The organism is Actinomadura violacea (assembly GCF_017573465.1).
Taxonomy (GTDB): domain Bacteria; phylum Actinomycetota; class Actinomycetes; order Streptosporangiales; family Streptosporangiaceae; genus Spirillospora; species Spirillospora violacea.
In genome coordinates this window covers 88,011-113,418 of record NZ_JAGEPF010000032.1, presented here as the reverse complement: position 1 = coordinate 113,418, position 25,408 = coordinate 88,011, and the positions used below count along the sequence as shown (strand labels likewise).

At 73.5% G+C, this 25,408-nt stretch carries 25 protein-coding genes; 12 read left to right on the top strand and 13 right to left on the bottom strand.

From position 1 onward, the window contains the following. Nucleotides 1-342 precede the first annotated feature (342 nt). The 3 genes from J4709_RS41745 to yczE form a co-directional block, all read right to left on the bottom strand. Nucleotides 343-1,134, bottom strand: coding sequence for a sensor histidine kinase (locus J4709_RS41745; RefSeq protein ID WP_208250427.1), 792 nt, complete (start codon nt 1,132-1,134; stop codon nt 343-345). A 164-nt stretch (nt 1,135-1,298) separates the two neighbouring features. Further along, a complete protein-coding gene (locus tag J4709_RS41740; RefSeq protein WP_208250426.1) occupies nt 1,299-2,186 on the bottom strand; it encodes an LLM class flavin-dependent oxidoreductase in 888 nt (295 codons plus the stop codon). After that, nucleotides 2,171-2,764 carry a membrane protein YczE gene (yczE, locus tag J4709_RS41735; RefSeq protein WP_208250425.1) on the bottom strand — a complete coding sequence of 198 codons (594 nt, stop codon included), beginning with the start codon at nt 2,762-2,764 and terminating at the stop codon, nt 2,171-2,173. Before yczE ends, J4709_RS41740 begins: the two co-directional genes overlap by 16 nt. 50 nt (nt 2,765-2,814) lie before the next feature. Between yczE and J4709_RS41730 the strand changes: the two genes are divergently transcribed. Continuing rightward, nucleotides 2,815-3,282 carry a MarR family winged helix-turn-helix transcriptional regulator gene (locus J4709_RS41730; RefSeq protein WP_208250424.1) on the top strand — a complete coding sequence of 156 codons (468 nt, stop codon included), beginning with the start codon at nt 2,815-2,817 and terminating at the stop codon, nt 3,280-3,282. 189 nt (nt 3,283-3,471) lie between these two features. Here the strand turns inward: J4709_RS41730 and J4709_RS41725 are convergent, their stop codons facing one another. Next, nucleotides 3,472-3,792 carry a hypothetical protein gene (locus J4709_RS41725; protein ID WP_208250419.1) on the bottom strand — a complete coding sequence of 107 codons (321 nt, stop codon included), beginning with the start codon at nt 3,790-3,792 and terminating at the stop codon, nt 3,472-3,474. A 163-nt stretch (nt 3,793-3,955) separates the two neighbouring features. Continuing rightward, nucleotides 3,956-4,822 carry a LysR family transcriptional regulator gene (locus tag J4709_RS41720; protein WP_208250417.1) on the bottom strand — a complete coding sequence of 289 codons (867 nt, stop codon included), beginning with the start codon at nt 4,820-4,822 and terminating at the stop codon, nt 3,956-3,958. A gap of 72 nt (nt 4,823-4,894) precedes the next feature. On the opposite strand from J4709_RS41720, the gene J4709_RS41715 reads away from it, so the two are divergent. Beyond that, nucleotides 4,895-5,539, top strand: coding sequence for a LysE family translocator (locus J4709_RS41715; protein ID WP_208250414.1), 645 nt, complete (start codon nt 4,895-4,897; stop codon nt 5,537-5,539). Nucleotides 5,540-5,768: 229 nt separating this feature from the next. Beyond that, complete coding sequence (locus J4709_RS41710) at nt 5,769-6,173, top strand: PaaI family thioesterase (protein ID WP_208250412.1); 405 nt, start codon at nt 5,769-5,771, stop codon at nt 6,171-6,173. 40 nt (nt 6,174-6,213) lie between these two features. Here the strand turns inward: J4709_RS41710 and thyX are convergent, their stop codons facing one another. Continuing rightward, a complete protein-coding gene (gene thyX, locus J4709_RS41705; RefSeq protein ID WP_208250410.1) occupies nt 6,214-7,011 on the bottom strand; it encodes an FAD-dependent thymidylate synthase in 798 nt (265 codons plus the stop codon). A gap of 165 nt (nt 7,012-7,176) precedes the next feature. On the opposite strand from thyX, the gene J4709_RS41700 reads away from it, so the two are divergent. Both J4709_RS41700 and J4709_RS41695 read left to right on the top strand, forming a co-directional pair. Continuing rightward, nucleotides 7,177-9,246: a molybdopterin-containing oxidoreductase family protein gene (locus J4709_RS41700; RefSeq protein ID WP_208250409.1), complete on the top strand. Its 2,070-nt coding sequence runs from the start codon at nt 7,177-7,179 to the stop codon at nt 9,244-9,246. Nucleotides 9,247-9,286: 40 nt separating this feature from the next. Next, nucleotides 9,287-10,534 carry a DUF1266 domain-containing protein gene (locus tag J4709_RS41695; RefSeq protein WP_208250408.1) on the top strand — a complete coding sequence of 416 codons (1,248 nt, stop codon included), beginning with the start codon at nt 9,287-9,289 and terminating at the stop codon, nt 10,532-10,534. Nucleotides 10,535-10,546: 12 nt separating this feature from the next. Here the strand turns inward: J4709_RS41695 and add are convergent, their stop codons facing one another. Beyond that, complete coding sequence (gene add / locus J4709_RS41690; protein ID WP_208250407.1) at nt 10,547-11,578, bottom strand: adenosine deaminase; 1,032 nt, start codon at nt 11,576-11,578, stop codon at nt 10,547-10,549. Nucleotides 11,579-11,688: 110 nt separating this feature from the next. Between add and J4709_RS41685 the strand changes: the two genes are divergently transcribed. The 3 genes from J4709_RS41685 (at nt 11,689) to J4709_RS41675 (ending at nt 14,788) form a co-directional block, all read left to right on the top strand. Next, on the top strand, nt 11,689-12,654 hold the full coding sequence (locus J4709_RS41685; RefSeq protein ID WP_208250406.1) for a helix-turn-helix transcriptional regulator: 966 nt from the start codon (nt 11,689-11,691) through the stop codon (nt 12,652-12,654). Between the two features lie 150 nt (nt 12,655-12,804). Beyond that, nucleotides 12,805-14,259 (top strand): MFS transporter, encoded by a 1,455-nt coding sequence (locus tag J4709_RS41680; protein ID WP_208250405.1) that lies wholly within the window; start codon nt 12,805-12,807, stop codon nt 14,257-14,259. Nucleotides 14,260-14,308: 49 nt separating this feature from the next. After that, nucleotides 14,309-14,788 carry a MarR family winged helix-turn-helix transcriptional regulator gene (locus J4709_RS41675; protein WP_208250404.1) on the top strand — a complete coding sequence of 160 codons (480 nt, stop codon included), beginning with the start codon at nt 14,309-14,311 and terminating at the stop codon, nt 14,786-14,788. Between the two features lie 69 nt (nt 14,789-14,857). On the opposite strand, the gene J4709_RS41670 is transcribed toward J4709_RS41675, so the two are convergent. From J4709_RS41670 to J4709_RS41660, 3 genes are all read right to left on the bottom strand, one after another. Then, a complete protein-coding gene (locus J4709_RS41670; RefSeq protein ID WP_208250403.1) occupies nt 14,858-15,763 on the bottom strand; it encodes an SDR family oxidoreductase in 906 nt (301 codons plus the stop codon). Between the two features lie 64 nt (nt 15,764-15,827). Further along, nucleotides 15,828-15,974 carry a GPGG-motif small membrane protein gene (locus J4709_RS41665; RefSeq protein WP_190854010.1) on the bottom strand — a complete coding sequence of 49 codons (147 nt, stop codon included), beginning with the start codon at nt 15,972-15,974 and terminating at the stop codon, nt 15,828-15,830. Between the two features lie 297 nt (nt 15,975-16,271). Continuing rightward, a complete protein-coding gene (locus J4709_RS41660; RefSeq protein WP_208250400.1) occupies nt 16,272-18,440 on the bottom strand; it encodes an anthranilate synthase component I in 2,169 nt (722 codons plus the stop codon). 395 nt (nt 18,441-18,835) lie between these two features. Between J4709_RS41660 and J4709_RS41655 the strand changes: the two genes are divergently transcribed. The 3 genes from J4709_RS41655 to J4709_RS41645 all read left to right on the top strand — a co-directional run bounded on the left by J4709_RS41655 (nt 18,836) and on the right by J4709_RS41645 (nt 21,380). Next, the gene (locus J4709_RS41655; RefSeq protein ID WP_208250398.1) at nt 18,836-19,060 is read left to right on the top strand and encodes a DUF3311 domain-containing protein; all 225 of its coding nucleotides are present in this window, start codon (nt 18,836-18,838) and stop codon (nt 19,058-19,060) included. Nucleotides 19,061-19,063: 3 nt separating this feature from the next. Next, nucleotides 19,064-20,674, top strand: coding sequence for a monocarboxylate uptake permease MctP (mctP, locus tag J4709_RS41650; RefSeq protein WP_208250396.1), 1,611 nt, complete (start codon nt 19,064-19,066; stop codon nt 20,672-20,674). A 193-nt stretch (nt 20,675-20,867) separates the two neighbouring features. After that, nucleotides 20,868-21,380 (top strand): hypothetical protein, encoded by a 513-nt coding sequence (locus J4709_RS41645; protein WP_208250394.1) that lies wholly within the window; start codon nt 20,868-20,870, stop codon nt 21,378-21,380. 28 nt (nt 21,381-21,408) lie between these two features. On the opposite strand, the gene J4709_RS41640 is transcribed toward J4709_RS41645, so the two are convergent. Further along, nucleotides 21,409-21,852, bottom strand: coding sequence for a phosphomannose isomerase type II C-terminal cupin domain (locus tag J4709_RS41640; protein WP_307802017.1), 444 nt, complete (start codon nt 21,850-21,852; stop codon nt 21,409-21,411). Next, nucleotides 21,849-22,505, bottom strand: a complete 657-nt coding sequence (locus J4709_RS41635) for a TetR family transcriptional regulator (protein WP_208250391.1) — start codon at nt 22,503-22,505, stop codon at nt 21,849-21,851. Before J4709_RS41635 ends, J4709_RS41640 begins: the two co-directional genes overlap by 4 nt. A gap of 209 nt (nt 22,506-22,714) precedes the next feature. Here J4709_RS41635 and J4709_RS41630 point away from each other — a divergent pair, with 209 nt between their 5' ends. Beyond that, entirely contained in the window at nt 22,715-24,082 is a 1,368-nt protein-coding gene (locus tag J4709_RS41630; RefSeq protein ID WP_208250389.1) for an amino acid adenylation domain-containing protein, read from the top strand. A gap of 43 nt (nt 24,083-24,125) precedes the next feature. Here J4709_RS41630 and J4709_RS41625 read toward each other — a convergent pair whose 3' ends face one another. Next, nucleotides 24,126-25,355 (bottom strand): acyl-CoA dehydrogenase family protein, encoded by a 1,230-nt coding sequence (locus J4709_RS41625; protein WP_208250387.1) that lies wholly within the window; start codon nt 25,353-25,355, stop codon nt 24,126-24,128. Between the last annotated feature and the right edge of the window lie 53 nt (nt 25,356-25,408).

Sequence of the window (25,408 nt, the reverse complement as noted above, 5' to 3'; positions counted from 1 at the left end):
CGCCGGCCACGTCCGCGGCTTCGCTGCGATGATGACCGCCCGGAATGGCCACCTGCTCGACGACTGGATCACCGTGGCCGAAGCCGGAGAGTCGACTCATCTAGCCGCTTTCGCCACCGGTCTGCGCCGTGACCACAACACGTGCAAGCCGGGCTGACTCTGGAGCACAGCAGCGGCGCTGTCGGAGGCAACGTGAACAAGATCAAATTCTTGAGGCGGCAGATGGTCGGCCGTGCCGACTTCGGCCTTCTACGGATCCGAGTACTCCACTAGCGCTGCCCCAGGGACCGCGCTCGGTTACCCCGGTTCATCGAGAGTGGACCAGAGCCCGCAACGCGTTTCTCAAGGCCAGTCGTCTTCGGGCGGGCCGAGGGGCAGCCGGAGAGCGACGCGCAGGCCCCCGGACGGCGCGGACGCCAGGTCGATGCGACCGCGCATGGCCGATATCGCCACCTCGGCGATGTGCAGGCCGAGCCCTGTCCCGGGGAGGTCCTCGGTGGCCGCGGAGCGGTAGTAGGGCTTGAGCACGTTGGCGAGGACCACGAGCAGGCACTGCCGAAGCCCTACCGGGTCACCGCGTACCAAGAGGCGTGAGGGCGACGAAAGCAGCGACCTGTCCGCCACCGACGGGAGGCTCTGCAGCGTCCGGCGCATCAGCGACGGCACGTCGAGGAGTTCGGTCGCCGGGACGGCCCGCGGGGACGGCGGGCCGTCGTTGACGGCGACGGCCAGGTCGGCGATGACGCGCCGCATCATCTCCACGGCATCGTGGATCGCCTCAAGGGACTTCCGCGCGTTCTCCTCGGTGACGGCATCGTCGAGCAGCTGAGCATGCCCATGGATCATGGTGAGAGGGGTGAGCAGCGCACCGGAGCGCGCGCCCGCCGATGCCGAACACGAGACCTCCACCCACAGCGAACGACCACCGCTCATCGTCATCTTGGCGATGCCGGAGCGGATCCCGGCGAGGTCGACCGTCTCGCCGCCCTGGTCGGTCAGCTTGAACAACTCGGTCACGTGGCGGCCGATCGCTCGGTCGGCCGGTGTGGCGGCCAGCCGCGCCATCGCCGGGTTCCATGCCACCACCAGGCCGGACGGCTCCATCGCCAGGACGGCGACGTCCGCGGGATCCAAGAACGCGCTCCAACCGGAGCGCTCCCACGCGGATTCATCCGCTGAACGGGCAGGCGGCCAGGACACCCCGGCATGCCCCGACGTGGCGCCCACCCTCTGCACCGCGATGACGTCTCCGCCGAGCGCCGGAGCGCGGCCCGCCGCATGGACGTTCACGCGAACGATCAGGTGAACGGCCACGCGGGCGCGGCGGTCTCCTCGCGCAGCGCGGGCAGGACCTCGTGCGCGAGCCGCTCGACCTGCTCGGCCATGTCGGGACCGGCGGGCATGAAGTTGAAGGCGTTGAAGCCGATCTCGACGAAGCCGAGGAGCCGCTCGATGACGGCGCCGGGCGGCCCGCTCACCAGGCCCGGACCGTCCTCGGCCTGCCCGCCGATCCGGACGCCGACGTTGTAGGCGCGGGTGATGCCGGCCGGGTCGCGTCCGGCGTCCTCGGCGGCGGCCGCGATGCGCTCCAACATGACCCGTGCCGTCTCGGGCGGCGCGAAGTCGAGCGACGGGATCCAGCCGTCGGCGAGCCGTCCAGTGAGGTCGAGTGCGCGCGGGCCGAACGTGCCGAGCCAGATCGGGATGTCGCGCTCGGGCTTCGGTTCGAGGTCGGCCGCGTCGACGTGGTGGACGCGGCCGGCGTGGGTGAAGGCCGGCTCGCTCCACAGGCCGCGGGCGATGCGGATCGCGTCCTCCAGGCCGTCGATCTTGTCCCGCGGCGTCGGGACGGGAATGCCGAAGGAGCGGAACTCCTCGTCGGAGTAGCCGCCGCCGAGCCCGAGGATCAGCCGTCCGCCGGAGAGCCGGTCGAACGTCTCGGCCATCTTCGCGACCATGGCCGGGTTGCGGTACGGGACGCCGAGGACGCGCGTCGCGATCGTGATCCTGCTGGTCGCGGCGGCGATCCAGGACAGCATCGTCCAGGTCTCCATGGTCGGGTGCGCGGTGCACGGATGGTCGGACGCGGACACGAAGTCGAAGCCGAGCCGCTCGGCCTCGCGCGCGCGGGCGACGGGGTCGGCGCCGGGCGCCGCCGACGTGGAGACGTTCAGGCCGCAACGCATGGTCGTACCTCCAGCTTGGAAATGAAGAACTGCGCGATCGGGCCGATGCCGACCGCGTACAGGACGGTCCCGATCCCGACCGTCCCGCCGAGGAGCCAGCCGAGCAGCAGCACGGCCGCCTCGATCGCGGTGCGCATGGCCCGGATGGAGTGGCCGCGCGCGGCGAGGCCGGTCATGAGGCCGTCGCGCGGTCCGGGGCCGAACCCGGCGCCGATGTAGAGGCCGGTCGCCGCGCCGTTGCCGACGATCGCGGCGGCCAGCAGCGAGATCCGCCAGCCGAGCCCGGACGGCTCGGCGACGATCGCCAGCGCCGCGTCGGCGGCGAGGCCGACGACGAGGACGTTGCTGACCGTGCCGAGGCCGGGCCGCTGGCGCAACGGGACCCAGAGCAGCAGGACGGCGGCCGCGGTGAGGTTGACGACCCAGCCGAGCGGGAGGCCGGTCCGCGCGGCGAGGCCCTGGTGCAGGACGTCCCACGGGTCGAGCCCGAGGTCGGCGCGCACCATCAGCCCGATGCTGACGCCGAAGAGGACGAGCCCGCCGTACAGGTGGCTCAGCCTCCGCCATCTATTTGACATGTCAAGAAACTATGATCCGAGTATGTGATATGTCAAATAGAGTGTTCGGCATGGAAGAACCACGCTGGCTCAACTCCGACGAGGACCGCGCCTGGCGCGGCTACCGGCGCCTGTCACTGCTGCTCGACCGGCAGCTCGCCCGGGACCTGGCCGCCGACTCCAAGCTCTCGGAGGCCGACTACGACGTCCTGTCCAATCTCGGCGAGACGCCGGGCGGGCGGATCAGGCTGACCGATCTGGCCGCGCACATGCGCTGGTCACCGAGCCGCCTGTCGCACCAAGTGGCACGGATGCGGCAACGCGGCCTGGTCACCCGCGAGTCGAGCCCGGACGACGGCCGCGGCTCGGTCATCGTCCTCAGCGACGAAGGCCGACGGACGATCGAGGAGGCCGCGCCGCGGCACGTCGAGTCCGTCCGCCGCCACTTCATCGACCTGCTGACGCCCGCGCAGGTCCAGGCTCTCGCCGCGCTGAGCGACACGGTCGTGGAGCATCTCGTCAAGGCCGAGTCCGAGTGAGCCCTCGCCGGCAGGGGTGCCTGCTCCGTAGCTTTCGCCGTGGCCAGGACCCGGCCGACCTCCTGCCGCCGAGCGCGCTGGCGGTTGGTCACGCCCGGAGGTCGCCCGGGGCTGGGCTGGGAGGGTTTGGGAGCACGGGCGGGAGTGAGCCGGTCGGGTCGCACCGGGCGTTCCCATGGCCGCCGCAGATCACGGGCCAGCCCGCGCGCCAGGCGCAGTCGGGCGTGGGCGGCGAGGATCAGCCAAGTCCAGCGATCGGCGGCCGGCGAGGAACGCAGTCGCGGGCTGGTCCAGCCCAGCGTCTGCTTCAGCAGCCGGAAGGAAGGTGGCCGGCCCGGTCGGTCCGGTGAAGCGCAGGCTGATCGCGAGGCGTTCCAGCGCGGACACCGGCAGCGCGAAGGGGTCGCTCACGAGCTCCTTCCCGGGAGGGATCACCGCCGTGGACGCATGGGCGAAGGTGACCCGGGTGATCGTCATGCGGATCCGGGTGCCGCCGAGCCCGACCCGCACGACCTGCCGGACGGTGTGGTCGGCGAATCCCCCTCGTCGACCGGTTCACGCCGGAGTCCTCGTCGCCCCCGACCGGAGGCTGCACGGCGGCGCCCCAGGCGCTCGTCCACCGCATGACGGCGAGCCGCACTCTTTCAGGTTCGGCCGGCCCTGCCACAGCGGTTCACACCGCCTGGCCTAGGGCGGCGAGCAGCGCCGCGGTCGCCGGCGGGTCGGGCGGTTCGCCATAGGTGGCCGCATACACCCGCCGGGTCGCCGCCGGGACCTCGGTGGCCTCGACGCCGGCGCCGCGATGAGCCCGCAGCGCGAGACCCGGCACGGTGGTGACGCCCAGTCCGGCCGCCACCAGGGACTGCATCACCACCATGTCGTCGGTGCTGTAGGCGATCTCCGGGGTGAACCCCGCCCGGGCGCACAGCTCCAGCAGGTGGCCGCGGCACCGTTCGCATCCGGCGATCCAGCGTGCGTCACGATGCGCCGCCAGGGTCCCGTCTCCGGACGGACCACGGGTTACCAGGAACGTGGGGTCGTCGAGCAGGTGGTGGAGCCGGACGCCCGGCTCCTCCGACGGCGACTCGTCGTAGCGGAACACGACCGCGACGTCGACCCTGCCGGCGCGCAGCAACCGCAGCGCCTTGGGCGGGTGCGTGTCGGTGAGGTCCAGCTCAAGGCCCGGATGGGCGCGGGCGAGCGCCGTCGCGGCCGCCGGGATCAGGGTGCTCATCGCCGACGAGAAGCCGGCGAGCCTGACCCTGCCGGCGCTCAGGCCGACGTGGGCGGACAGCTCCGCCGCGGCCGCGTCGACCCGGCCGAGGATCTCCATGGCGCGTTCGGCGAGCAGTTCGCCGGCCGGGGTGAGCCGGACGCCGCGTCCGACGCGCTGCAGCAGCGCCGCCCCGGTCTCCGCCTCCAGCCGGGCGATGTGGTGGCTCACCGACGGCTGCGTGCAGTGCAGGTCCTTGGCCGCCGCGGTGACGGAACCGGTCCGGGCGACGGCGACGAGCACGCGCAGGCGGACGAGGTCCAACATATTCATCCTGTCTATGGATTCCCACGATCATAGGCATTGGACGCCATGACTCGGGAGCCGCAGGCTGGACGCATGGAGACCTCGATCCCCGCCTTCGCCCTCGCGGCGCTCGTCCTGATCATGATTCCGGGGCCGGACCAGGCCCTCATCACCCGCAGCACGCTCGTCGGAGGCCGCGCGGCCGGGCTGCTGACGATGCTCGGCGGCGCGACCGGGCTCGCGGTGCACGCGGGCGCCGCCGCGGTCGGCCTGTCCGCGCTGCTGCTCGCCTCGGCGAAGGCGTTCACCGCGCTGAAGACCGTCGGAGCCGCCTACCTGCTGTGGATGGCCGTGCAGACCCTGCGCTCGGCCGCCCGTTCACGCCGCGAACCCGAGGAGGCGCCGGCCCGGCGGGCACGGCAGCGGCCGGCGAGCGCGCTGCGGCAGGGCTTCCTGAGCAACGCGCTCAACCCGAAGGTGGCGCTGTTCTTCGTGACGTTCCTGCCGCAGTTCCTGTCCGTCGGGTCGACGGCGAGCGCCGCGCACCAGCGCACGCTGCTGCTGTCGGCCGTGTTCGCGCTGCTCTACCTCGGCTGGTTCACCCTGTACGTCGCCGCCGTCGACGGCTTCGGGCGCCTGCTGCGCCGCCCCCGCGTGAAGGCGGCGATCGAGCGCGTCACGGGCGTGCTGCTGATCGCGTTCGCGGTCAGGCTCGCAACCGCCCACCAGTCCACCTGACCGGCCGGCCAGGAGTGGTCCTCCGTATGGGGGGCCGCGTCACTATCAGGAAGACCACCGGCTTCAACCGAGGGACGCGCGGGAAACGGAAGTCAAAGATGGTCGCGGATGTTCTGTGTGCTGGGTGAGGTCGGACGTCTCCGCTTTACCTGTCAGGTAATGGACGGGGCGCGCGGGGGATCGTGAGGGTGGGGCGGGTAGGTTCTCGCAGCCGTGCTAGGAGGCTTCCATGACCACCGGGATCACCCCCGACCAGATCGCCGACGCCATGCCGTTCGCCCGGGCGCTCGGCGTGGAGATCGACGCGGCCGACCCGGAGGAGGTGACGGGCCACCTCGACTGGGCGGCGGACCGCTGCACCGCCGGTGGGCTGATGCACGGCGGGGCGCTGATGGCGCTCGCCGACACCCTCGGCGCGGCGTGCGCCTTCCTCAACCTGCCGCCGGGCGCGTCCACGACGACGCTGGAGTCCAAGACCAACTTCTTCAGGGGGGTGAAGGACGGCAGCGTGCGGGGCGTGTCGCATCCGCTGCACGCCGGGCGGACGTCGATCGTGGTGCAGACCGATCTTTATGACGGCACCGGCCGCCGCGTCGCCCAGGTCACGCAGACGCAGGCGGTCCTGCAAGCATGAGCCTTCCCGGGCGGGGCCGCGGCCGGCGCTCAGCCGGGCGTCAGACCTTGCGCCACTTGGGGACCCAGGCGCCGTCCTCGATCTCGTAGTCGCCGAACAGGTCGGGCGCCTCCGCGCGCATGAGCTCGCCGATCTTGCCGAAGAGCAGGCGGATCTCCTCCTCGGCGCCGGGCGCGGTCCGGTTCTCCAGGGTGTGCCGCAGGCTGCGGACGTTCGCCGTCCAGACCAGGCCGGTTCCGAGGCCCTCGGGGGCGAAGCGGCGCATGAAGGAGGTCTTGTGCTTCTTCTCCTTGAAGGGGACGCCCTCCTCGTCCAGCCCGAAGTGCTCGGTCATCCAGCCCTGGAACTCCTCCATCTGCTCCAGCATCGCGGTGGCGCGCTTCATCAGCTCGGGGTCCTCGCGGGCCCACTCGGGGAACCAGAAGGGGATGTCCTGGAGCCGGACGTAGCGCAGCGACTCCTGCGAGATCGCGACGCCGGGCCGGTGCCGGACGAGCTCGTGGGTCAGGACGCGGCTGACGTTGTGCAGGACGAAGCTGAAGCTGACGTGCTCCAGGACCGACCCGTGCAGGCTCCGGAGGATGTTCTCCAGGTAGGCGGACGAGTCGGTGCGGACCTTGGTCACGTTCGGGTTGAGGCCGGGCTCCCAGGAGCGGTAGCAGAGCCGGCCGGCGAACTCGGCGAGGTTCTGGGGGTCGTTCAGCTCGTCGTCGAGGTCGCCGCGGTCGAGGCGCTCCAGCCAGCTCTCGCCGCCGACGTCCCGCAGGTACCGGGCCACCTCGTCGTAGTCCAGCTCGGGCCGCGCTACGAGGAACACCTCTGGCTCGACGCTCTTCACTTCGTTTTCCCCCCACCGGGCCGGTTCCGTCGCCCTATAGGAAACCACCCCGCCGGGGCGGCCGCGACCCGGGTGCCGGGGAGCGCGTGTAATGGATGTCCTGGGACGACGCTCATGTGGTTATGTCGGACACTGGAGAGGTTTCACCTGCTAGGGGGTTCGAAGATGGTCGACGCGGCGCGGTCCGGGCTGAAGGTGCTGGGGGCGTGCCCGTTGGACTGCCCCGACGGGTGCTCGTGGGTGGTGACCGTCCGGGACGGGAAGGCCGTGCGGCTGCGCGGCAACCCCGATCACCCGTACACGCGCGGGGCGCTGTGCACCAAGGTGAACCGGTGGCTGGAGCGGGCGGAGCAGCCGGACCGGATCCTGTACCCGATGCGGCGCGTCGGCGCGAAGGGCGAGGGCCGGTTCGAGCGGATCAGCTGGGACGAGGCGCTGGACGAGATCGCCGGGCGGCTGCGCGGCGTGATCGCCGAGCACGGCGGCGAGGCGGTCTGGCCCTACTGGGGGACGGGCACGCTCGGCTACCTGCAGGGCTGCGAGGGCTTCGGCGGGCGCCGGTTCTTCAACGCGCTGGGCGCGTCGGCGCATGCGGTGGACATCTGCTCGGCGGCGGGGGCCGCAGGGCTGAAGGCGACGATCGGGTCCGCGGGCGGCATGGATCCGCAGGATCTTGCGCACGCGAAGCTGGTCCTGCTGTGGGGGACGAATCCGCTGACCAGCGGGCACCACGTGTGGAAGTTCGTCCAGGACGCGCGCAAGGCCGGGGCGCACCTGGTGGCGATCGACCCGGTCCGGACGCGGACGGCGCAGCAGGCCGACGAGCACCTGGCGCCGCTGCCCGGCACGGACGCGGCGCTCGCGCTCGGGCTGCTGAACGTGATCGTCGGGCTCGGCGCGCAGGACGAGGAGTTCCTGCGGAACCACACGCAGGGCTGGGAGGAGTTCCGAGAGCGGATCGCGGAGTTCCCGCCGGAGCGGGCCGCGGAGATCACGGGCGTCCCGGTGGCGGACATCGTCGCGCTGGGCGAGCGGATCGCCTGCACCCGTCCGACCGCCATCCGCGCCACGCAGGGCATCCAGCGGCATGCGGGCGGTGGGGCGACGCTGCGCGTGCTGGCGGGCATCCCGGCGGTCACCGGGGACTGGCGGCGGCACGGCGGCGGCCTCGCGTTCTCGACGTCGGGGCACATCAAGCTGAACAAGGCGGCGCTCTACCGCGACGACCTGCGCCCGGGCCCGGTGCGGACGCTGTCGATGGCCCGGCTCGGCGAGGGGCTGCTGGACGTCCAGGACCCGCCGGTCAAGGCGCTGTTCGTCATCGCGGCGAACCCCGCGGGCAGCACACCGCACCAGAACAAGGTGCGGCGCGGCCTCGCGCGCGAGGACCTGTTCACGGTGGTGCTGGAGCAGTTCCCGACCGACACCGTGGACTACGCCGACATCGTGCTGCCGGCGACGGCGCAGCACGAGCACGCCGACCTGCACGAGGGCTACGGCCACCTGCACCTGACCTGGAACGAGCCGGCGGTGGCGCCGCCCGGCGAGTGCCTGCCGACGTCGGAGACGTTCCGGCGGCTGGCGCGCAGGATGGGCATCGAGGAGCCGGCCGTGTACGACTCCGACGAGCAGCTCGCCGAGCAGCTCCTCGCCTCGGACCATCCGTGGATGGCGGGCGTCACGCTGGACCGGCTCCGCAAGGAGGGGTTCGCCCGGCTGGCGGTGCCGGACCCGTTCGTCCCGTACGCGGACGGGTTCCCGACACCGTCGGGGCGGCTGGAGTTCCGTTCGGCGCGGGCGGCGGGGGCCGGAGCGGACCCGCTGGCCGGATACGTCCCGCCGGCCGAGGTCGCGGATCCGGAGCGGGCACGGCTTTACCCGCTCGCGCTGATCTCGGCGGCGTCGCACGAGTTCCTCAACACCCAGTTCGGCAACAACCCGGAGCTGCGGCGCCGCGCCGGCGAGCTGACCGTCCGGGTGCATCCGGACGACGCGGCGTCCCGCGGCCTCGCCGACGGGCAGCGGGTGCGGGTCGCGAACGAGCGCGGCTCCTTTGAGGCCGTCCTGCAGGTGTCCGACCAGGTCAGGCCCGGTGTCGCGGCGACGACGAAGGGGCACTGGCCGCGGTTCGCGGGCGGCTCGAACGCGAACGCGGTGGTGGACGAGCGCGCCACCGACCTCGGCGGCGGCCCGGTGTTCCACGACACCCGCGTGGAGATCAGCGCGACCGGCTGACCGGCGTCCCGATACGGTATGCGCCGTATCGGAGGGATCGATGACGTTTCAGGCCATGCTCGACCGGGCCCGCAAGTACGAGCGGCAGGGCCGCCCGGAGGAGGCCGCGGGGGCGTACGCGTCCGCGGCGCAGGACGCCGAGGCGCGCGGGGACCGGGCGTCGTCCGTCGCCGTCCGGGCCCGGCAGGCGCGCGCGCTGGCCGCGGCCGGGCGGGTGGACGAGGCGCTGCGGGTCCTGGACGGCGCCGAGCGGGCGGCCGCGGCGCTGCCCGGCGGGCCGGAGGTCCGCGCGACGCTGGACGGGCAGGCCGCGCACGTCCTGGCTGCGGCCGGGCGGACGGGCGACGCGGCGCGCCGGGCGTGGGGCGCGATGGCGGCCTTCCGGTCCGTCCAGGACCACAAGCGCGCCGACGTCGCGGGCGTGCACGCGGCGCGGCTGATCGTGAAGGACGCGGGTCCGCGCGCCGCGCTCGGCCCGCTGCGGGACCTGCTGGCGGCGATGCCGCCGGGCGGCGACGGGCACCGGCAGGTGGCCGCGCTGCTCGCGGACGCCGAGCGCCGTCCCGACCGCGACCACGACGTCCTCGTCACCGATCCCGACAACGCCGCGTGGGGGCGGCTCGCGGCGGCCCTCGCGGTCGGCGCGCACCTCGCGGTCGGGAACGGCGTGCCGTGGAACACGCTGTCCACCCCGGACGGCGCCCGCGACGACCGCGTCCTGCTGGAACGCGACTGGGGGATCACCGACGCCGCGGGCTGGCGCGAGCAGATCGACCGGCTGCTGGACGCCGAGAACAGCGACCCGGCGATCCAGATGGTGCTCGACCAGCGCGGCCGCGGCACCGACCCCCAGGCGTGGCGGGCGGCGATCGTCGCCTGGTGCCGCGAACGCGACATCTCCGACGAGACGGTCGAGCAGGTCGTCGCGCTGTCGGAGCTGGTCCGGCGGTACGAGGCGCGGTTCCGCGCGGACGGCCTGCTGGCGCCGGACGGCCGCGTCGAGAGCGTGTACGGCTACGACTTCGGCCGCGCGGTGAACATGGCGCGCTGGGGCCTGAACGCGGGCTACTGCGACGCCGAGGAGGCCGAGAAGTGCGTCCTGGTCGCCGGCCACCGCGCCAACCAGGTCTACGGGTCGTGGACGTCGTTCTCGTCGGGGTACGTCCTCGGCCGGATGCTGCGCTTCGACGAGGGCGAGTTCGGCGAGTGGTACGACCGGTCCCTCGCCGGGCACCGCATCCTCGCCGACGACCCGGCGAGCCCCTGGCGCCGCATGGCCTGGGGTTAGCCGCCCGGCCCGCTAGCCCTGCAGCAGCGCGTCGATCTCGGCCGTGACGGCGCGGCGCCCGGCCTCGTCGAGGGACGAGGCGGTGACGGCGTTGCGGGCGAGGGCGGCCAGGTCGGCGCGGCCGAGCCCGAACACCTCGGCGGCGACGCGGTACTCGCCGGTCAGCGTGGTGTCGAACATGGGCGGGTCGTCGCTGTTCAGCGTGACGAACAGCCCCTCCTCCAGCATGCGCGGCAGCGGGTGCTCTGCGAGCGAGGCGACCTGCCCGGTCCGCAGGTTGGACGTGGGGCACACCTCCAGCGGGATCTGCGTCTCGCGCAGGTGCGCGGCGAGGCGCGGGTCGTCCAGGCAGCTGGTGCCGTGGCCGATGCGCTCGGCGCCGAGCCCGTCGAGGGCCTCCCAGACCGTCTCCGGGCCGGTCATCTCGCCGGCGTGCGGGAGGCTGCGCAGCCCGGCCGCGCGGGCGGCGCGGAAGGCGTCGCGGAACGCGTCCCGGTGCGGCGGGCGGCACTGCTCGATGCCGCCGAGGCCGAACCCGACGAGCGCCTCGGGCGGGTGGGCGAGCGCGTGGTCGAGGGTGCCGCGGGCGCCGTCGGCGCCGAACTCGCCGGGGATGTCGAAGATGTAGGCGACGCGGATCCCGTGCCGGGCGCGGGCCTCGCGGACGGCGTGGTCGAGCGCCTCGGTGATCTCGGGCATCGGCATGCCGGCGCGCTGGTGGGTGTAGGGGGTGACGGTCAGCTCGACGTAGCGGGCGTTCTGCGCGGCGAGGTCGCGGGCGGTGCCGAGGACGAGGGTCCCGACGTCCTCAGGGGTCCGGACGAGGCTCGACACCGCCTCGTACACCTCGGCGAAGTGCGGGAAGTCGCGGAACTCGTAGAAGGCGCGCAGTTCGCGCTCGTCCACGGGGACGGGGCCGTCGGGGTGGCGGCGGGCCAGTTCGAGGACGGTGGGGACGGAGGCGGAGCCCACGAGGTGGACGTGGAGCTCGACCTTGGGGAGGGCGTCGATGAACGCCTCGATGGGGGAGGTGTCGGTCAGCACGCGGCGAAGCTAACAGCCGTCCGGCCTGCCGGAACAGCGAAATCCGGGCAACCTGCCACAAGATTGTCAGGAACGGCCGGCGGGGCCGCGGTCCCGGCGAGAATGGGGGCATGCGCGCCGCCCGGTTGATCTCGCTCGTCCTGCTCCTGCAGTCGCGGGGGACGATGACGGCGGGCGAGCTGGCCCGGGAGCTGGAGGTGTCGGAGCGGACCGTCTACCGGGACGTGGAGGCGCTGTCGTCGGCCGGGGTGCCGGTCTACGCCGACCAGGGGCGCAACGGCGGGTACCGCCTGGTGGGCGGCTACCGGACGCGGCTGACGGGGCTGAGCCGGGAGGAGGCCGAGGCGCTGTTCCTGTCCGGGCTGCCGGGCCCGGCCGGGGAGATGGGGCTCGGCGACGCGGTCGCGGCCGCCGAGCTGAAGGTCCTCGCGGCCCTGCCGGCCTCGCTGCGGGACGCGCCGGCGCGGGCCGGGCAGCGCTTCCACCTGGACGCCCCCGGCTGGTTCGGCGACGCGGAGACGCCGGCGCTGCTGCCCGATCTCGCGCGCGCGGTGTGGCGGGACGAGACGGTCGTGCTCCGCTACCGCAAGGACCGCGAGGTGAAGCGGACCGTCGACCCGTACGGGCTCGTGCTCAAGAACGGCACCTGGTACCTGGTCGGGCGGGTCGGCGGGCAGCCCCGCACGTACCGGGTCGACCGGGTCACGGCGGTCGAGGAGACCGGCGCGGTGTTCGAGCGGGACGAGGCGTTCGACCTCGCCGGGCACTGGACGGGGCAGGCCGCGGCGTTCGTCCGGTCGATGCTGCGCGAGGAGGTCTCGGTGCGGCTGAGCCCGGCCGGGATGCGGCTGCTGCGGTTCGCGGTGGAGCCGGTCGCCGCGGAGCAGGCCGCCGGGAGCGCCGGCGAGCCCGACGGGCGCGGCTGGCGGGCCACCGTGCTGCCGGTCGAGTCGCTGGAGGTCGCGGCGTCGCAGCTGATGCGGCTGGGGGCGGAGGCCGAGGTGCTCGGCCCGCCGGCGCTGCGTGAGCGCATGGCGGACGCGGCGGCCCGTCTCGCCGCCCTGTACGGCCTCTGACCTGCGCCCTCGCCCCTGATCCGGCGGCCATGACTGTGACCACGGACACATCGGTCGGTAACCGAACATTTCGGTAACCGATGTATCTTTGTGCAGTGGTGACGGTGAGACGTGCCGCGGCGCCGGGAGGCGGTCGCGGCCGGAGGTGACGTGGGCGCTCAACTGACGGAACGGCCGGTCCTGCGGCGGCTGCCCGCCGTGCTCGTGCAGGAGCGGCCGCGGCCGGACCGGGTGCGCGAGCATCCCCGCGCCTGGTGGCTCGCGGTCGCCACGGTCTGCTTCGGCGCGTTCATGGGCCAGCTCGACGCCAGCGTCGTCACCCTCACCTACGGCAGCCTGCGCTCGGGGTTCGGCGCCTCGCTGGCGGCCGTCGAATGGGTGTCGCTGGCCTACCTGCTCACTCTGGTCGCCTTGCTGATCCCGGTCGGCCGGTTCGCCGACGCGCGCGGCCGCAAGCTGCTCTACCTGCACGGGTTCGGCGTGTTCACGATCGCGTCGGCGGCATGCGGGCTCGCGCCGACGCTGTGGACGCTGATCGCGTTCCGGGTCGTGCAGGCCGCCGGTGCGGCGATGATGCAGGCCAACAGCGTCGCGCTCGTGGTGACCAGCGCGCCGCCCGGCCGGACGCGGGGCGCGCTCGGCGTGCAGGCCGCGGCGCAGGCGCTCGGGCTCGCGCTCGGGCCGACGGTCGGCGGGGCGCTGGTGTCCACGCTGGGCTGGCGCTGGGTGTTCGGCATCAACGTGCCGATCGGGATCATCGCGCTGGTCGCGGGCCACTACCTGCTGCCCCGGACGCGGGAGCGCAACGAGGCCCGCGAGCTGGACCGGGCGGGCGCCGTCCTGCTGACGATCGCGACGACGGCGGGCCTGCTCGGCGTCTCGGCCGCGTCCGGGCTGCCGGTGCCGGCGTGGGGCGTCGCGGCGCTGTTCGCGGCGGCGGTCGCGGCAGGCCGGGCGTTCGCGGTGCGCCAGCGCCGGGCGCCCTCTCCCCTGCTGGACCTCGGGCTGCTGCGGGTCCGCGCGGTGTCGGCCGGGCTCGCCGGCGCGCTCGGCGCCTACCTGGTGCTGTTCGGCCCGCTGGTGCTGGTGCCGATCGCGCTGACCGCGCGCGGCTCGTCGGAGCTGCTGGCGGGGATCGTGCTGACCGCCCTGCCCGCCGGGTTCGGGGCCGGCGCGGTCGGCGGCGAGCCGCTGCTGCGCAAGATGAACGACCGCGGCCGCGGCGTGCTCGGCGCCGGGACGGCGGCGGTGTCCCTGGTCGCGCTGCTGTTCCTGCCTCTGTCCCCCGGCTGGCTGGCCGCGCAGGCGGCCGTCCTCGGGCTCGGGCTCGGCGTGTTCACCCCCGCCAACAACGCGCTCGTCATGAAGGCCATACCGGCGCGGTGGTCGGGAACCGGCGGCGGGCTGGTCAACATGGCGCGCAGCCTCGGGACGGCGCTCGGCGTCGCGCTCGTCACGCTGGCGCTGCATCTCGGACCGGACGGCGGGCGCTTCGACGGGACGCGCTGGGCGATCGCCGTGCTGCTCGCGGCGTCGGCGGTCACGGTCGCCGCCGCCTGGGCGGCGACCGGCGGACGGGCCCGCGCGACCGGGGAGCCGGGCTAGCGCCGGGAGCCCGGCAGGTGCGGCCGGAGGCGGGGCTAGAGTTCTCCGCATGTCCCAGGAGCCGCGCCCCGAGACCGGCACGCCCGCGCGCGCGACGGACGCGCGCCTGCTCACCGAGACCGTGACGCGGCTGCGGCGGGCGCTGCGCGCCTCGATCCGCACCGAGTACCCGTGGGAGACGCTGCCGATGGCGCAGGTCGAGCTGCTGCAGGTGCTCGCCGAGCGCTCCCCCGCCCGGATCGGCGACCTCGCCGCGCGGCAGCGGCTCGCGACCAGCACGGTCAGCGGGCTGGTCGGGCAGATGATCACCGCGGGGCTGGTGGCGCGGGCCGTCGACCCGGCCGACCGGCGGGCGTCCGCGGTCACCCTCACCGACGCCGGGCGCGACCAGCTCGCCGCCTGGGCCCGCGCGCACGAGCGGCGGCTGAACACCGCGCTGGAGGGCCTGGACGAGGCCGACCGCGCCGCCATCGGGGCCGCGCTGCCAGCGCTCGCTCGGCTCACCGACCAGCTCGACGGCCTGCTCTGACCCGCCGCCGGCGGCGCTGAGCTGGCCGTCCCGCCCGGGGGCGCGGGCGGGACGGCGGGGATCGCGGGACTAGCGGTAGCCGGTGAGGTCGGCGGGCCGCCCGTCGGCGAGGTAGCGCCAGCAGTCGGGACGGCTGCCGTCGGCGTCGGTGAAGCCGTAGACCTGCGCGAGGCCGCCGCTGGACAGCGACGCGCCGTTCCAGCGGGCCCGGTCCGGGTCGGCGGCGAGCGCGGCGACGGCCCGTCCGACGAAGGCGGGCGACTCGGAGATCCCGAAGCCGGGCTCCTTGGCGGCGCCGTCGCGCCAGTTCTCCTCGGTGACGCCGAAGTGCTCCAGCATCGCCTCGGACCGCAGCCAGCCGGGCGTGAGCGCGACCGCGGTGGCGCCGTGCGGTGCGATCTCCACGGACTGGGCGAGCGCCATCCGGATGACGGCGCTCTTGGCGAGGTCGTAGAAGAACCCGACCTCCTCCCGGTACCGGGCGTTGTACTCGGCGGTCCCGTCGGTCATCTCGACGACGAGGCCGCCCGGCTCGCGGATCAGCAGGGGAAGCGCGCAGTGGCTGGTGATCGCGTGCGTGTCGATCGCCAGCCGCAGCAGCCGGAGGCCGTCCTGCAAAGACTGCTCCCACAGCGGCTTGCCGAACTCGAACAGGTGGTCGGCGCCCCAGACGTCGTTGACCAGGACGTCCAGCCGCCCGTGCGCGTCCTCGATGCGGCGGACGAGCGCGGTGACCTGCGCGGGGTCGAGATGGTCGACCTGGACGGCGATGCCCTCGCCGCCCGCGGCGGTCACGCGCTCCGCCGTCTCCTCGATGGTCTCGGGACGCCCCATCTCCGACCGGTTCGACCGGGTGGTGCGCCCCGTCACGTACACGGTGGCGCCCGCGGCGCCCAGCTCGGCGGCGATGCCGCGGCCGGCGCCGCGGGTGCCGCCCGCGACGAGTGCGATCGTGTTCTTCGGTTCACGGCTCATGGGGACGATGCTGGCGCGAAAACCTGACAGCGCGCGTCAGTGTTCCGCCGTCCCCCGGCGCGCGTCAGGTGAAGATGCTCACGCCGCCCGGGCCGACGAGCAGGCCGACGACGATGAGGACGATGCCCCAGATCAGCTCGCGCCGGGCGAGGATCACGTAGATGCCGGAGATCACCAGGATCACGGCGATGAGCCACAGGATTGTCATCATGGCGGACGGGATCCCCGCTAAGAACCGGGCAAAACCACCGTCTCGATTCGGTCAACCCGAACCGGGGGTTTCGTGCGGAGGGGGGATCGCTCCCCCCTCCGCCGGGATAACGGCGATCACGCGCGCCGCACGGGGCGGCCCGGTGGCCGGTCGGCACGAGTCTTCCGCGTCCGCCGGGACCGGTCCAGGAACTCCGGGACCATTTCCGGGCGGGCGCGCCGATGCCTCAGGACGAGGACCGGATCCTGCGTCCGGCGGGTTGACATTCGGCCCCGAACGATCCTGGCTGCCGGCGGGTCACCGGGCCCGGCACAGCCGCAGCACGTTCGCCACGATCCGGTGCCCGGCGCCGCCCGCCGCGGTCAGGATCGACTCCGGGTGGAACTGCACCGCCCACCGGCGCCGGGCCGCGTCCTCGACCGCCATCACGACGTCCCCGGTCAGCGCCGTCACCTCGTAGCCCTTCACCCGGTCCGGGGTGGCGTGCAGCGAGTGGTAGCGGGCCGCGGTGAACTCGTCGGCGAGGCCCTCGAACAGCGCTCCCCCGGTCACCTTCACCTGGCCGGGCTTGCCGTGCGACGGCTCGGGCAGCAGGACCAGGTCCCCGCCCGCGTGCTCGACCATCGCCTGCAGGCCGAGGCACACCCCGAAGACCGGCAGGGCCCGCTCGTCCAAGGCGTCCAGCAGCGCGCGGGTCGCGAAGTCGTCCGGACGGCCCGGGCCGGGCGACAGCACCACCAGGTCCGGCGCGTGCTCGTCCAGCATCCGGGCGGGGAACCCGTGCCGCAGCGTGACCACCTCGGCGCCCTGCTGGCGGAAGTAGTCGGCGAGGGTGTTGACGAACGAGTCCTCGTGGTCGACGAGCAGCACCTTCAGCCCCTCGCCCGGCAGGTCCGGCGACGGCGCCGGCTCCTCGGCCGGCGCCCCGGACGCCTGCCGCTGCGACGCCTCCAGCGCCCCGAGCAGCGCGCTGGCCTTCAGGTGCGTCTCGCGCTCCTCCTCGTCGGGGTCGGAGTCGTAGAGCAGCGTCGCGCCGGCCCGCACCGTCGCGACGCCGTCGCGGATCTGCGCGGTCCGCAGCGTCAGCCCCGTGTTCATCGACCCGTCGAACCCGATGCAGCCGACCGCGCCGCCGTACCAGCGGCGCGGCGACTCCTCGTGGTCCTCGATGAACTGCATCGCCCACGCCTTCGGCGCGCCCGTCACCGTCACCGCCCACATGTGGGTCAGGAACGCGTCCAGCGCGTCGAAGCCGGGACGCAGCCGGCCCTCGATGTGGTCGACGGTGTGGATCAGCCGCGAGTACAGCTCGATCTGCCGGCGGCCCAGCACCCGCACGCTGCCCGGCACGCACACCCGCGACTTGTCGTTGCGGTCGACGTCGGTGCACATCGTCAGCTCGGACTCGTCCTTGGCCGACGACAGGATCGCGCGGATCTGGTCGGCGTCCTCCAGCGCGTCCTCGCCGCGCCTGATCGTCCCGGCGATCGGGCAGGTCTCCACCCGGTCGCCGGTGACCCGGACGAACATCTCCGGCGACGCGCCGACGAGGTACTCGCCGTCGCCGAGGTTGAACATGAACTCGTACGGCGCCGGGTTGGTCTCGCGGAGCCGCTCGAAGAACACCGCGGGCGCGTCGCAGCGCCCGTACATGGCGTGGCCCGGCGTCACCTCGAACAGGTCGCCGCGGACGAACTTGTCCTTGGCGTCCCGCACCATCTGCGCGTACACGCCCGGCACCGGCTGCGGCGGCAGGTCGCGGCCCCGCGCCGGGACGGGCGTCGGCTCAGTCGCGCGCGGCAGGCCGGCCGTGCTCGCGCCGCCCACCTCGAACTCGTAGGACATGCGGTGCGAGGTCTCGCGCTTGCGGTCCACGACGACCATCTCGTCGGCCAGGTGCAGGACGAGGTCGCGCTGGTCGGCGGGCCGCTCCAGCCGCGTGCGCAGCGGCTCGAACTGCAGCGACAGGTCGTACCCGAACGCCCCGTACAGACCGAGGTGCGGGTCGTCGCACCGGAACAGGTCGATCACCGCGCGCAGCGCCGTGAAGACGGTGGGCTGGCGGCTGCGCTCCTCCTCGGTGAAGAACTCCTCGGTCGGCGGGACGAAGAGCTCGAACGCCTCCGGACCGTCCGCGCGGACCTCGCCGGCCGGGCGCAGCGCCCCCGCCACCGCCGGAAGGACCACGCGCCCCCGGTCGTTGAGCACGCGGACGGACACGTTCCGGCCGCGCGCGACGATCTCCAGGCACGGGTCGACGTAGGCCATGTGCCAGCGGCTGTAGCGGCCCGGATACTCCATGCCCGAGCTGAGCACGCCGCCGCGCCGCTCCCCCACCGCGGCGACGAGGGCGTTCAGCACGCCGGACTTGCGCTCGGAATCCACCGGGACGGCGGTACGGGTCACCCGTACGCCCCCGGCCGTGACGAACTCGCTGGTCAGCGGCTGCTGTGAGACGGTCTCCACCGCGGTGGCCCCTCGTTTTCGGGCCCTGCGACCGGCGGACGACGAAAAGCGACCGCCGATGAGGGCGGTCGCCTGGTCTGGGACATGCACGAACCGGCGCCGCCTCAGCGGCGCCACCACCACCGGCGGGTCGCGGTTCGCATACGGGGAGGCTACCAGTGTCCGCCCCGGCGCGGGGACCGCCGCCGGACGCGCGACCCGCCCCGCCGCCGCGGTCAAGGACCGTCTCCCCCCGCTGAGCTGGGCGTCCACAGGGTGGAACGATCCAGCCAAGTCGTGCCGGAGCCGATATCGGGCCGTTACCGCCGGTGGATAGCCTTTCCCGGCTTCACCCCTGGCAGGGTCCGTCTCGCGATCCGGGCGGACCGCGTGCCGCACGCACGAGGAGGATCCCTTTGGCCTCGCAAGACCCACCGGAGCCGGCGCGGCGCTCCGACCGCAGCCCGTGGAACTGGCTGCTGATCGTTCCCATCGTCGTCCCGCTGCTGACCTTCCTGTTCAACAGCGACGGGCCGCGACTCGCCGGTTTCCCGGCCTTCTACTGGATGCAGCTCGCCTTCATCCCGCTCGGCGTCGCCTGCACCGTCATCGTGTACCTCATGACGCGGAAGAGGGACTGACCCATGGCGCACGGGCACACGACCGAGATGGTCGTCTTCGTGGCGCTGTTCCTGCTGGTCAGCGGGCTGGGCTTCGTCGCCGCCCGGTGGCGGCGGCCGGACAGCATGCACTCGCTGGACGAGTGGGGCCTCGGCGGCCGCAGCTTCGGCAGCTGGATCACCTGGTTCCTGATCGGCGGCGACCTCTACACCGCCTACACCTTCGTCGCCGTCCCCGCCCTGGTGTTCGGCGCGGGCGCGGCGGGCTTCTACGCCGTCCCCTACACGATCGTCGTCTACCCGCTGGTGTTCCTCGTGCTGATCCGGCTCTGGTCGGTGTCGCACGTGCACGGGTTCGTCACGCCCGCGGACTTCGTCCGGGCCCGGTTCGGCTCGCCGGCGCTGGCGCTGGTCATCGCGATCACCGGCATCGTCGCCACGATGCCCTACATCGCGCTGCAGCTCGTCGGCATCCAGGCCGTGCTGAAGACGATGGGCGTGAACGGGCACTGGCCGCTGATCATCGCGTTCATCGTGCTGGCGGCCTACACCTACCAGTCCGGGCTGCGCGCCCCGGCGCTGATCGCCTTCGTCAAGGACCTGCTGATCTACCTGGTCATCATCGTCGCGGTGCTGTACATCCCGTCCAAGCTGGGCGGCTGGGGGCACGTCTTCGACGCGGCGCAGGCCAAGTTCGCCAAGACGCCGGCGCCGACCGACGGCGTCCTGCTGAACGGCGGCAACCAGCTGAACTACGCGATGCTCGCGCTCGGCTCGGCGCTCGCGCTGTTCCTCTACCCGCACAGCGTCACCGGCGTGCTGGCCAGCAAGAACCGCAACGTGATCAAGCGGAACATGGCGGCGCTGCCGGCCTACAGCTTCGTGCTCGGGCTGATCGCGCTGCTCGGCTTCATGGCGATCGCGGCGGGGGTCAAGCCGGTCGTCACCGACGGCAGCCCGGACACCAACACCGTCGTCCCGCTGCTGTTCGACCACATGTTCCCGGACTGGTTCGCGGGCGTCGCCTACGCCGCCGTCGGCATCGGCGCGCTCGTCCCGGCCGCGATCATGTCGATCGCGGCGGCGAACCTGTTCACCCGCAACATCTACAAGGAGTACCTGCACAGGGGCGCCACGGAGAAGCAGGAGGCGCTGGTCAGCAAGCTGGTGTCGCTGGTCGTCAAGATCGGCGCCGTGCTGTGCATCCTGGTGCTGGACCCGCAGTTCTCGATCGACCTGCAGCTGATCGGCGGCGTCATCATCCTGCAGACGCTGCCGTCGGTCGCGCTCGGGCTGGTCACCCGCTGGTTCCACCGCGGCGCGCTGATCGCCGGCTGGGCCGCGGGCATGGTCGCGGGGCTCTGGATGCTGTACGACATCCCGAACCCGGCCAAGCACAAGGCGCACTTCGGCGGCTCGGCGTTCAAGCTGAGCGACCTCGGCCTGGACACCGAGAAGACCGTCTACGTCGGCATGCTCGCGCTGGCGGTGAACCTGGTCGTCACCGTCGTGGCGACGCTGGTCTTCCGCGCGGTCAAGCTGAAGGACGGCGAGGACGCCACCCGCGCGGCCGACTACCTGGCCGACGAGGGCGACCCGAAGGTGAAGGACCTGGAGCTCAGCAGCAGCACCTGATCCCGGCCTTCCGGACACGGTCCCGGCCCGCGGCGCGCCCCCACGCGCGCCGCGGGCCGTTTCCGTTCGCGCTCCGTTCGCGCTCCGTGCGCGCTCCGTACGCGCCGCCCGTCCGGGACGGGCGGGCCAAGAGTCGGCAAAGTCGGCGGGTGCCGCGCCTTGAGCGGTCGCCCGCACGGGCATCATCCGCCATGTGAGAGCCATCGCGCGCGCCGGGGCACTGCCGAGCGCCCTGCTGTGCGGCGGGATCGTGTGCGGCGCGTTCGTGTGCGGTGCCGGGCCGGCGGCGCGCGCCGCGGGCCCCGTCGTCACGCCGGGACGCGCCCGGCCGGGCGAGACCGTGGTGGTGACCGGCACCTGCCCGGCCGGGGACCGGGGCGTGCGCGTCTCCGGCGCCGCGGCCGGCGAGGGCGCGGTGCGGGGCGGCCGGTTCCGCGTCGAGGCGCGGGTGGCCCGGGAGACCGGCCGCCGCCCCGTCACCGCCTGGTGCGTCCCGTCGGGGCGGGCCGAGCGGGCGCCCCTGGAGGTGCGGGGGGCGCGCCGGCCCCGCCCGCACGGCTGGGCCATGCCCGGCGACGACGGGTTCGCCGTGCCGTGGACCTCGGTGGCGCTGGTGCTGGCGGCGGGAGCCGCCGGGGCGGGCGCGGCCGCGCTGGCCCGGTCCCGGTTCCGCAGGACGCGCGGACGCGGCCAGGTGCGGCCGTAGGCCCGGTCAGGCGCGGCCGTAGGCCCGGTCAGGCGCGGCCGTAGGAGTCCTCGAGCCGCTCGATGTCGTCCTCGTCGAAGTGCCCGAACGCGATCTCCATGACCCGCACCGCGGGGCCGTCCGAGCCCAGCCGGTGCGTCTGCCCGGCCCGGATCAGCACCCGCTCGCCGACCTGCGGCAGCGTCCGGCGGCCCGCCACCTCGAACACCGCGCCGGGGTCGAGCGCGACCCACAGCTCGTCGCGGTCGCGGTGCCGCTGCAGGCTGAGCCGCTGCCCCGGCTCCACGTAGATGATCTTGACGGTGGACGGCTCGTTCAGCGTGAACTGCTCGAAGGCGCCCCACGGCCGCCGCTCGGTCAGCACCTCCGGCTCCTGCCGCGCGCCCTGCGGCGCGGGAGCGTCGGTCTGCGCGGGCACGCCGGTCTGCGCGCGGGCGTCGGTCGGCACGGGCACGTCGGTCTGCACGGTCACCTCGGGGATCGCGGGTCGGGGAACATCTGCGGGACGCGGGCGCCGGAGGCGGCCGCCGGGAGCCCGCCGAGGACGAGGTCGGCGAGGCCGTCGACGACGGCCTCGCGCGGCACCTCGTCGGCCTGGTCGAGCCACCAGTCGCCGGCGGTCTGCACCATGCCGACGATCGCGTGGCCCCACACGTAGGCGCGGGTGCGGTCCGCCATCTCGCCCTCGGCGATCATCACCTCGGCCAGTTCCCGGCTCACGTCGCGGATCATCGTGCTCATCGCGCTGTGCGTGGCGGTGTCCTCCGCGCTCGCCCGGTGCATCAGGAAGCGGTAGAGGTTCAGGTTCTTGGAGATCGTCGCCAGGTAGGTGTCGATGGTGGACCGTGTGCGCGCGCGGATCGTGTCGTCCCGGGAGAACTCCTCCCGGATGCCCTCGATCAGCTTGCGCGTGTGCCGCTCGGCGAGGGCCTGGTACAGGCCGCTCTTGTCGCCGAAGTGGCGGTACAGGATCGGCTTGCTGATGCCCGCCTCGGCGGCGATCGCGGCCATCGAGGCCTCGGGCCCCTCGCGCTGGATGACCCGGTCCGCCGCCTCGAGCAGGGCACGCCTGCGGCCGGGATCGCGTCTGGATCCCGGTGCCCTCCGGCCCGCTTCGCCCGTCATGGTGCGATCACCGTAGCCGGACGGGGCGCGCGGGGCGCGCGTGGGTCGGGGTGAGCGCTGGACGGACGGGCATACACCGAACGGTATCCGCGGGTGTTACCCGGTGACAACACCGCCTGGCCTGGGAGTTGTCCGCCGCGCCGCGCCCTTCCCGGCGGGCGGCCGCAGCGGCTACCGTGATCGCAGGCCGGCGTGAGGAGGTCGCGGGGGTGCGAACGCTCTACTCGGTGCGGCTGGAGGGAGTGGCGACGAATCCCGCCGCCCCGGTCGAGTACCTGCTGCTGATCCTGGAGCGCGCCGAACCGCGTATGAGGCACGCGATGCTGCGCCGCGCGGGCGTGCCGGACGAGGTCTACGCGGCCGCCGTCCGCCATCCCGACCCGCACGTCCGGCGCCTGGTCGCCGTGTCGGGCCACGCGCCGATGGAACTGCGCGCGCCGCTCGCCGACGATCCCGACCCGATCGTGCGCCGGGCGCTCGCCGCGATCCCCGAGGCGTGGGAGCCGAGCAAGCCCCTGCCCGCGGACGTCCTCCGGCGGCTGGCCGCCGACCCGGACCCCGGCGTCCGCGACGCCGTGGTCGACCGTGACCTTCCCGATGGCGTCCGCGCGGCGCTCGCGGCCGATCCGGACCCGCGGGTCCGCCGCGGCGCCCTGCTCACCTGGCCGGAACCGCCGGAGGAGATCGTCGACGCGGCGCTGGAGGACCCCGATCCGGGGGTGCGGCGGACGGCGGTCTCGCTCGCCGCCCACCGCCGCCCGGAGGTGGCCGCGCCGCTGCTGGCCGCCGGCGACACCGGCGCCGTGGCCAGCGTCCCGCTGGACTTCGGGCAGGCGGCCGCGCTGTGCCGGGACGGGCGGGACGCCGTCCGCCGGGCCGTCGCCGCGAACCCGAGCCTGCCGCCCGACCTCGTCGCCGCCCTGGCGGACGACCCCGAGCACGAGGTGCGGCTCGCGGTGTCGCTGCGCCCCGAGCTGACCGAGGAGCAGCGCGCGGCGATCGACTACCGCGTCGGTCCCGACGACCGCCTCAGGCCGCCGGACTGGTTCTGGAACCGGCTGGACGACCTGGACCTGATGCGGCGGTACGCCACGTCCGCGCACAACGGTCTGCGCCGGTTCGCGGCCTACAGCCCGCACCTGCCGCCCGACCTGGTCGCGCGGCTGGCTGACGACGAGGACTTCGTCGTGCGGCTGCTGCTGTCGGAGAAGCATCCCGATCCACCCGGTGAACTGCTGCTGTCGGTCGCTCTGGAGGCGCATTTCGTCACCCGGATGGACCGCACCGAGCACCCGAACTTCCCGCGCGCGGGCCTCGCCCGGCTCGCGGAGTCGGACGATCCCGTCGCGCGGAGGCTGGCGCTGCGCGACCCCGAGCTGCCGGCGCGGGTCGTCGAGCGGCTGAGCCGGGACGAGGAGCCGGGCGTGCGCTGGGCGGCGGCGCGCGACGCCCGGCTGCCCGAGGCCCGGCTGCTGGAGCTGCTCGACGACCCGGACGCGGCCGGGAGCGCGGCGCGCAACCCCGGCCTGCCCGTGCCGGCGATGAAGCGGATCCTCTACGACGCCGCGATCATCTAGCGCCGCCGCGATCGTCTGGGCGCCGCCGCCCGCGAGAGGCCTGCTAGCGGACCGGCAGGCCGGTGACGGTGCGGCCGATCACCAGGCGCTGGATCTCGCTGGTGCCCTCGAAGATCGTGAAGATCTTGGAGTCGCGGTGCATCCGCTCCACCGGGTACTCGCGGGTGTAGCCGTTGCCGCCGAGGATCTGGATCGCCTCCTCGGTGACGTACACCGACATCTCGCTGGCCATGAGCTTGGCCATCGAGCCCTCGGCGTTCTGGAAGTCCTTGCCGTTGCGCGCCATCCAGGCGGCCCGCCACACCATCAGGCGGGCGGCGTCCAGCCGGGTCTTCATGTCGGCGAGCTTGAAGGCGATGGCCTGGAAGTCGCCGATCTTCTTGCCGAACTGCTCGCGCTCCTGCGCGTACTGCAGGGCGTAGTCGTAGGCGGCGCGGCCGACGCCGAGGGCCATCGCGCCGACGGACGGGCGGGTGGTCTCGAACGTCTTCATCGCGGCCTGGCCCTTGGAGCTCTTGCCCTCGCGGGTCCGCGCGATGCGCTCGTCGAACTTCTCCTTGCCACCGACGATCAGGTGGCTCGGGACGCGCACGTTGTCGAGGATGACCTCGGCGGTGTGCGAGGCGCGGATGCCGTGCTTCTTGAACTTCTGGCCCTGCTTGAGGCCGGGGGTGTTCGGCGGGACGATGAAGCTGGCCTGGCCGCGGCTGCCGAACTCGGGGTAGACCGAGGCGACGACGACGTGGACGTCGGCGATGCCGCCGTTGGTCGCCCAGGTCTTGGTGCCGTTCAGCACCCACTCGTCCTTGGCCTCGTCGAAGACGGCGCGGGCCCGGATGGAGCCGACGTCGCTGCCCGCGTCGGGCTCGGAGGCGCAGAACGCGCCGAGCTTGACGTCGTCGGTGGTGCCGAACATCTGCGGCACCCACTCGGTGACCTGCTCGGGGGTGCCGACGGCGGCCACGGACGCGGCGGCGAGGCCGGTGCCGACGATGGACAGGGCGATGCCGGCGTCGCCCCAGAACAGCTCCTCGAAGGCCACCGGGATGCCGAGGCCGGTCGGCTCCAGCCACTGGGTGGCGAAGAAGTCCAGCGAGTAGATCCCGACCTTGGACGCCTCCTGGATCAGCGGCCAGGGGGTCTCCTCCCGCTCGTCCCACTCCTCGGCGGCGGGGCGGATGACGTCCTTGGCGAACTCGTGCACCCAGTCCCTGACCTCGCGCACGTCCTCGCTGAGCTCCAGCGAGAACGGCGTGGACTCCGCGCTCGTCATGATTATTGACCCTTTCTCCAATATCGCCTGTTACCAACGGTAGCAGCATCACG

Bases quoted from the DNA above. Each gene is read 5' to 3' on its own strand.
- J4709_RS41715 (WP_208250414.1), top strand. From the start codon at position 4,895: ATGGAGACCTCGATCCCCGCCTTCGCCCTCGCGGCGCTCGTCCTGATC.
- J4709_RS41700 (WP_208250409.1), top strand. From the start codon at position 7,177: ATGGTCGACGCGGCGCGGTCCGGGCTGAAGGTGCTGGGGGCGTGCCCG.
- J4709_RS41675 (WP_208250404.1), top strand. From the start codon at position 14,309: ATGTCCCAGGAGCCGCGCCCCGAGACCGGCACGCCCGCGCGCGCGACG.
- J4709_RS41665 (WP_190854010.1), bottom strand. From the start codon at position 15,974: ATGATGACAATCCTGTGGCTCATCGCCGTGATCCTGGTGATCTCCGGC.
- J4709_RS41720 (WP_208250417.1), bottom strand. From the start codon at position 4,822: ATGTTGGACCTCGTCCGCCTGCGCGTGCTCGTCGCCGTCGCCCGGACC.
- J4709_RS41685 (WP_208250406.1), top strand. From the start codon at position 11,689: ATGCGCGCCGCCCGGTTGATCTCGCTCGTCCTGCTCCTGCAGTCGCGG.
- J4709_RS41730 (WP_208250424.1), top strand. From the start codon at position 2,815: ATGGAAGAACCACGCTGGCTCAACTCCGACGAGGACCGCGCCTGGCGC.
- J4709_RS41635 (WP_208250391.1), bottom strand. From the start codon at position 22,505: ATGACGGGCGAAGCGGGCCGGAGGGCACCGGGATCCAGACGCGATCCC.
- yczE (WP_208250425.1), bottom strand. From the start codon at position 2,764: ATGTCAAATAGATGGCGGAGGCTGAGCCACCTGTACGGCGGGCTCGTC.
- mctP (WP_208250396.1), top strand. From the start codon at position 19,064: ATGGCGCACGGGCACACGACCGAGATGGTCGTCTTCGTGGCGCTGTTC.
- J4709_RS41695 (WP_208250408.1), top strand. From the start codon at position 9,287: ATGACGTTTCAGGCCATGCTCGACCGGGCCCGCAAGTACGAGCGGCAG.
- J4709_RS41625 (WP_208250387.1), bottom strand. From the start codon at position 25,355: ATGACGAGCGCGGAGTCCACGCCGTTCTCGCTGGAGCTCAGCGAGGAC.
- J4709_RS41710 (WP_208250412.1), top strand. From the start codon at position 5,769: ATGACCACCGGGATCACCCCCGACCAGATCGCCGACGCCATGCCGTTC.
- J4709_RS41670 (WP_208250403.1), bottom strand. From the start codon at position 15,763: ATGAGCCGTGAACCGAAGAACACGATCGCACTCGTCGCGGGCGGCACC.
- J4709_RS41740 (WP_208250426.1), bottom strand. From the start codon at position 2,186: ATGCGTTGCGGCCTGAACGTCTCCACGTCGGCGGCGCCCGGCGCCGAC.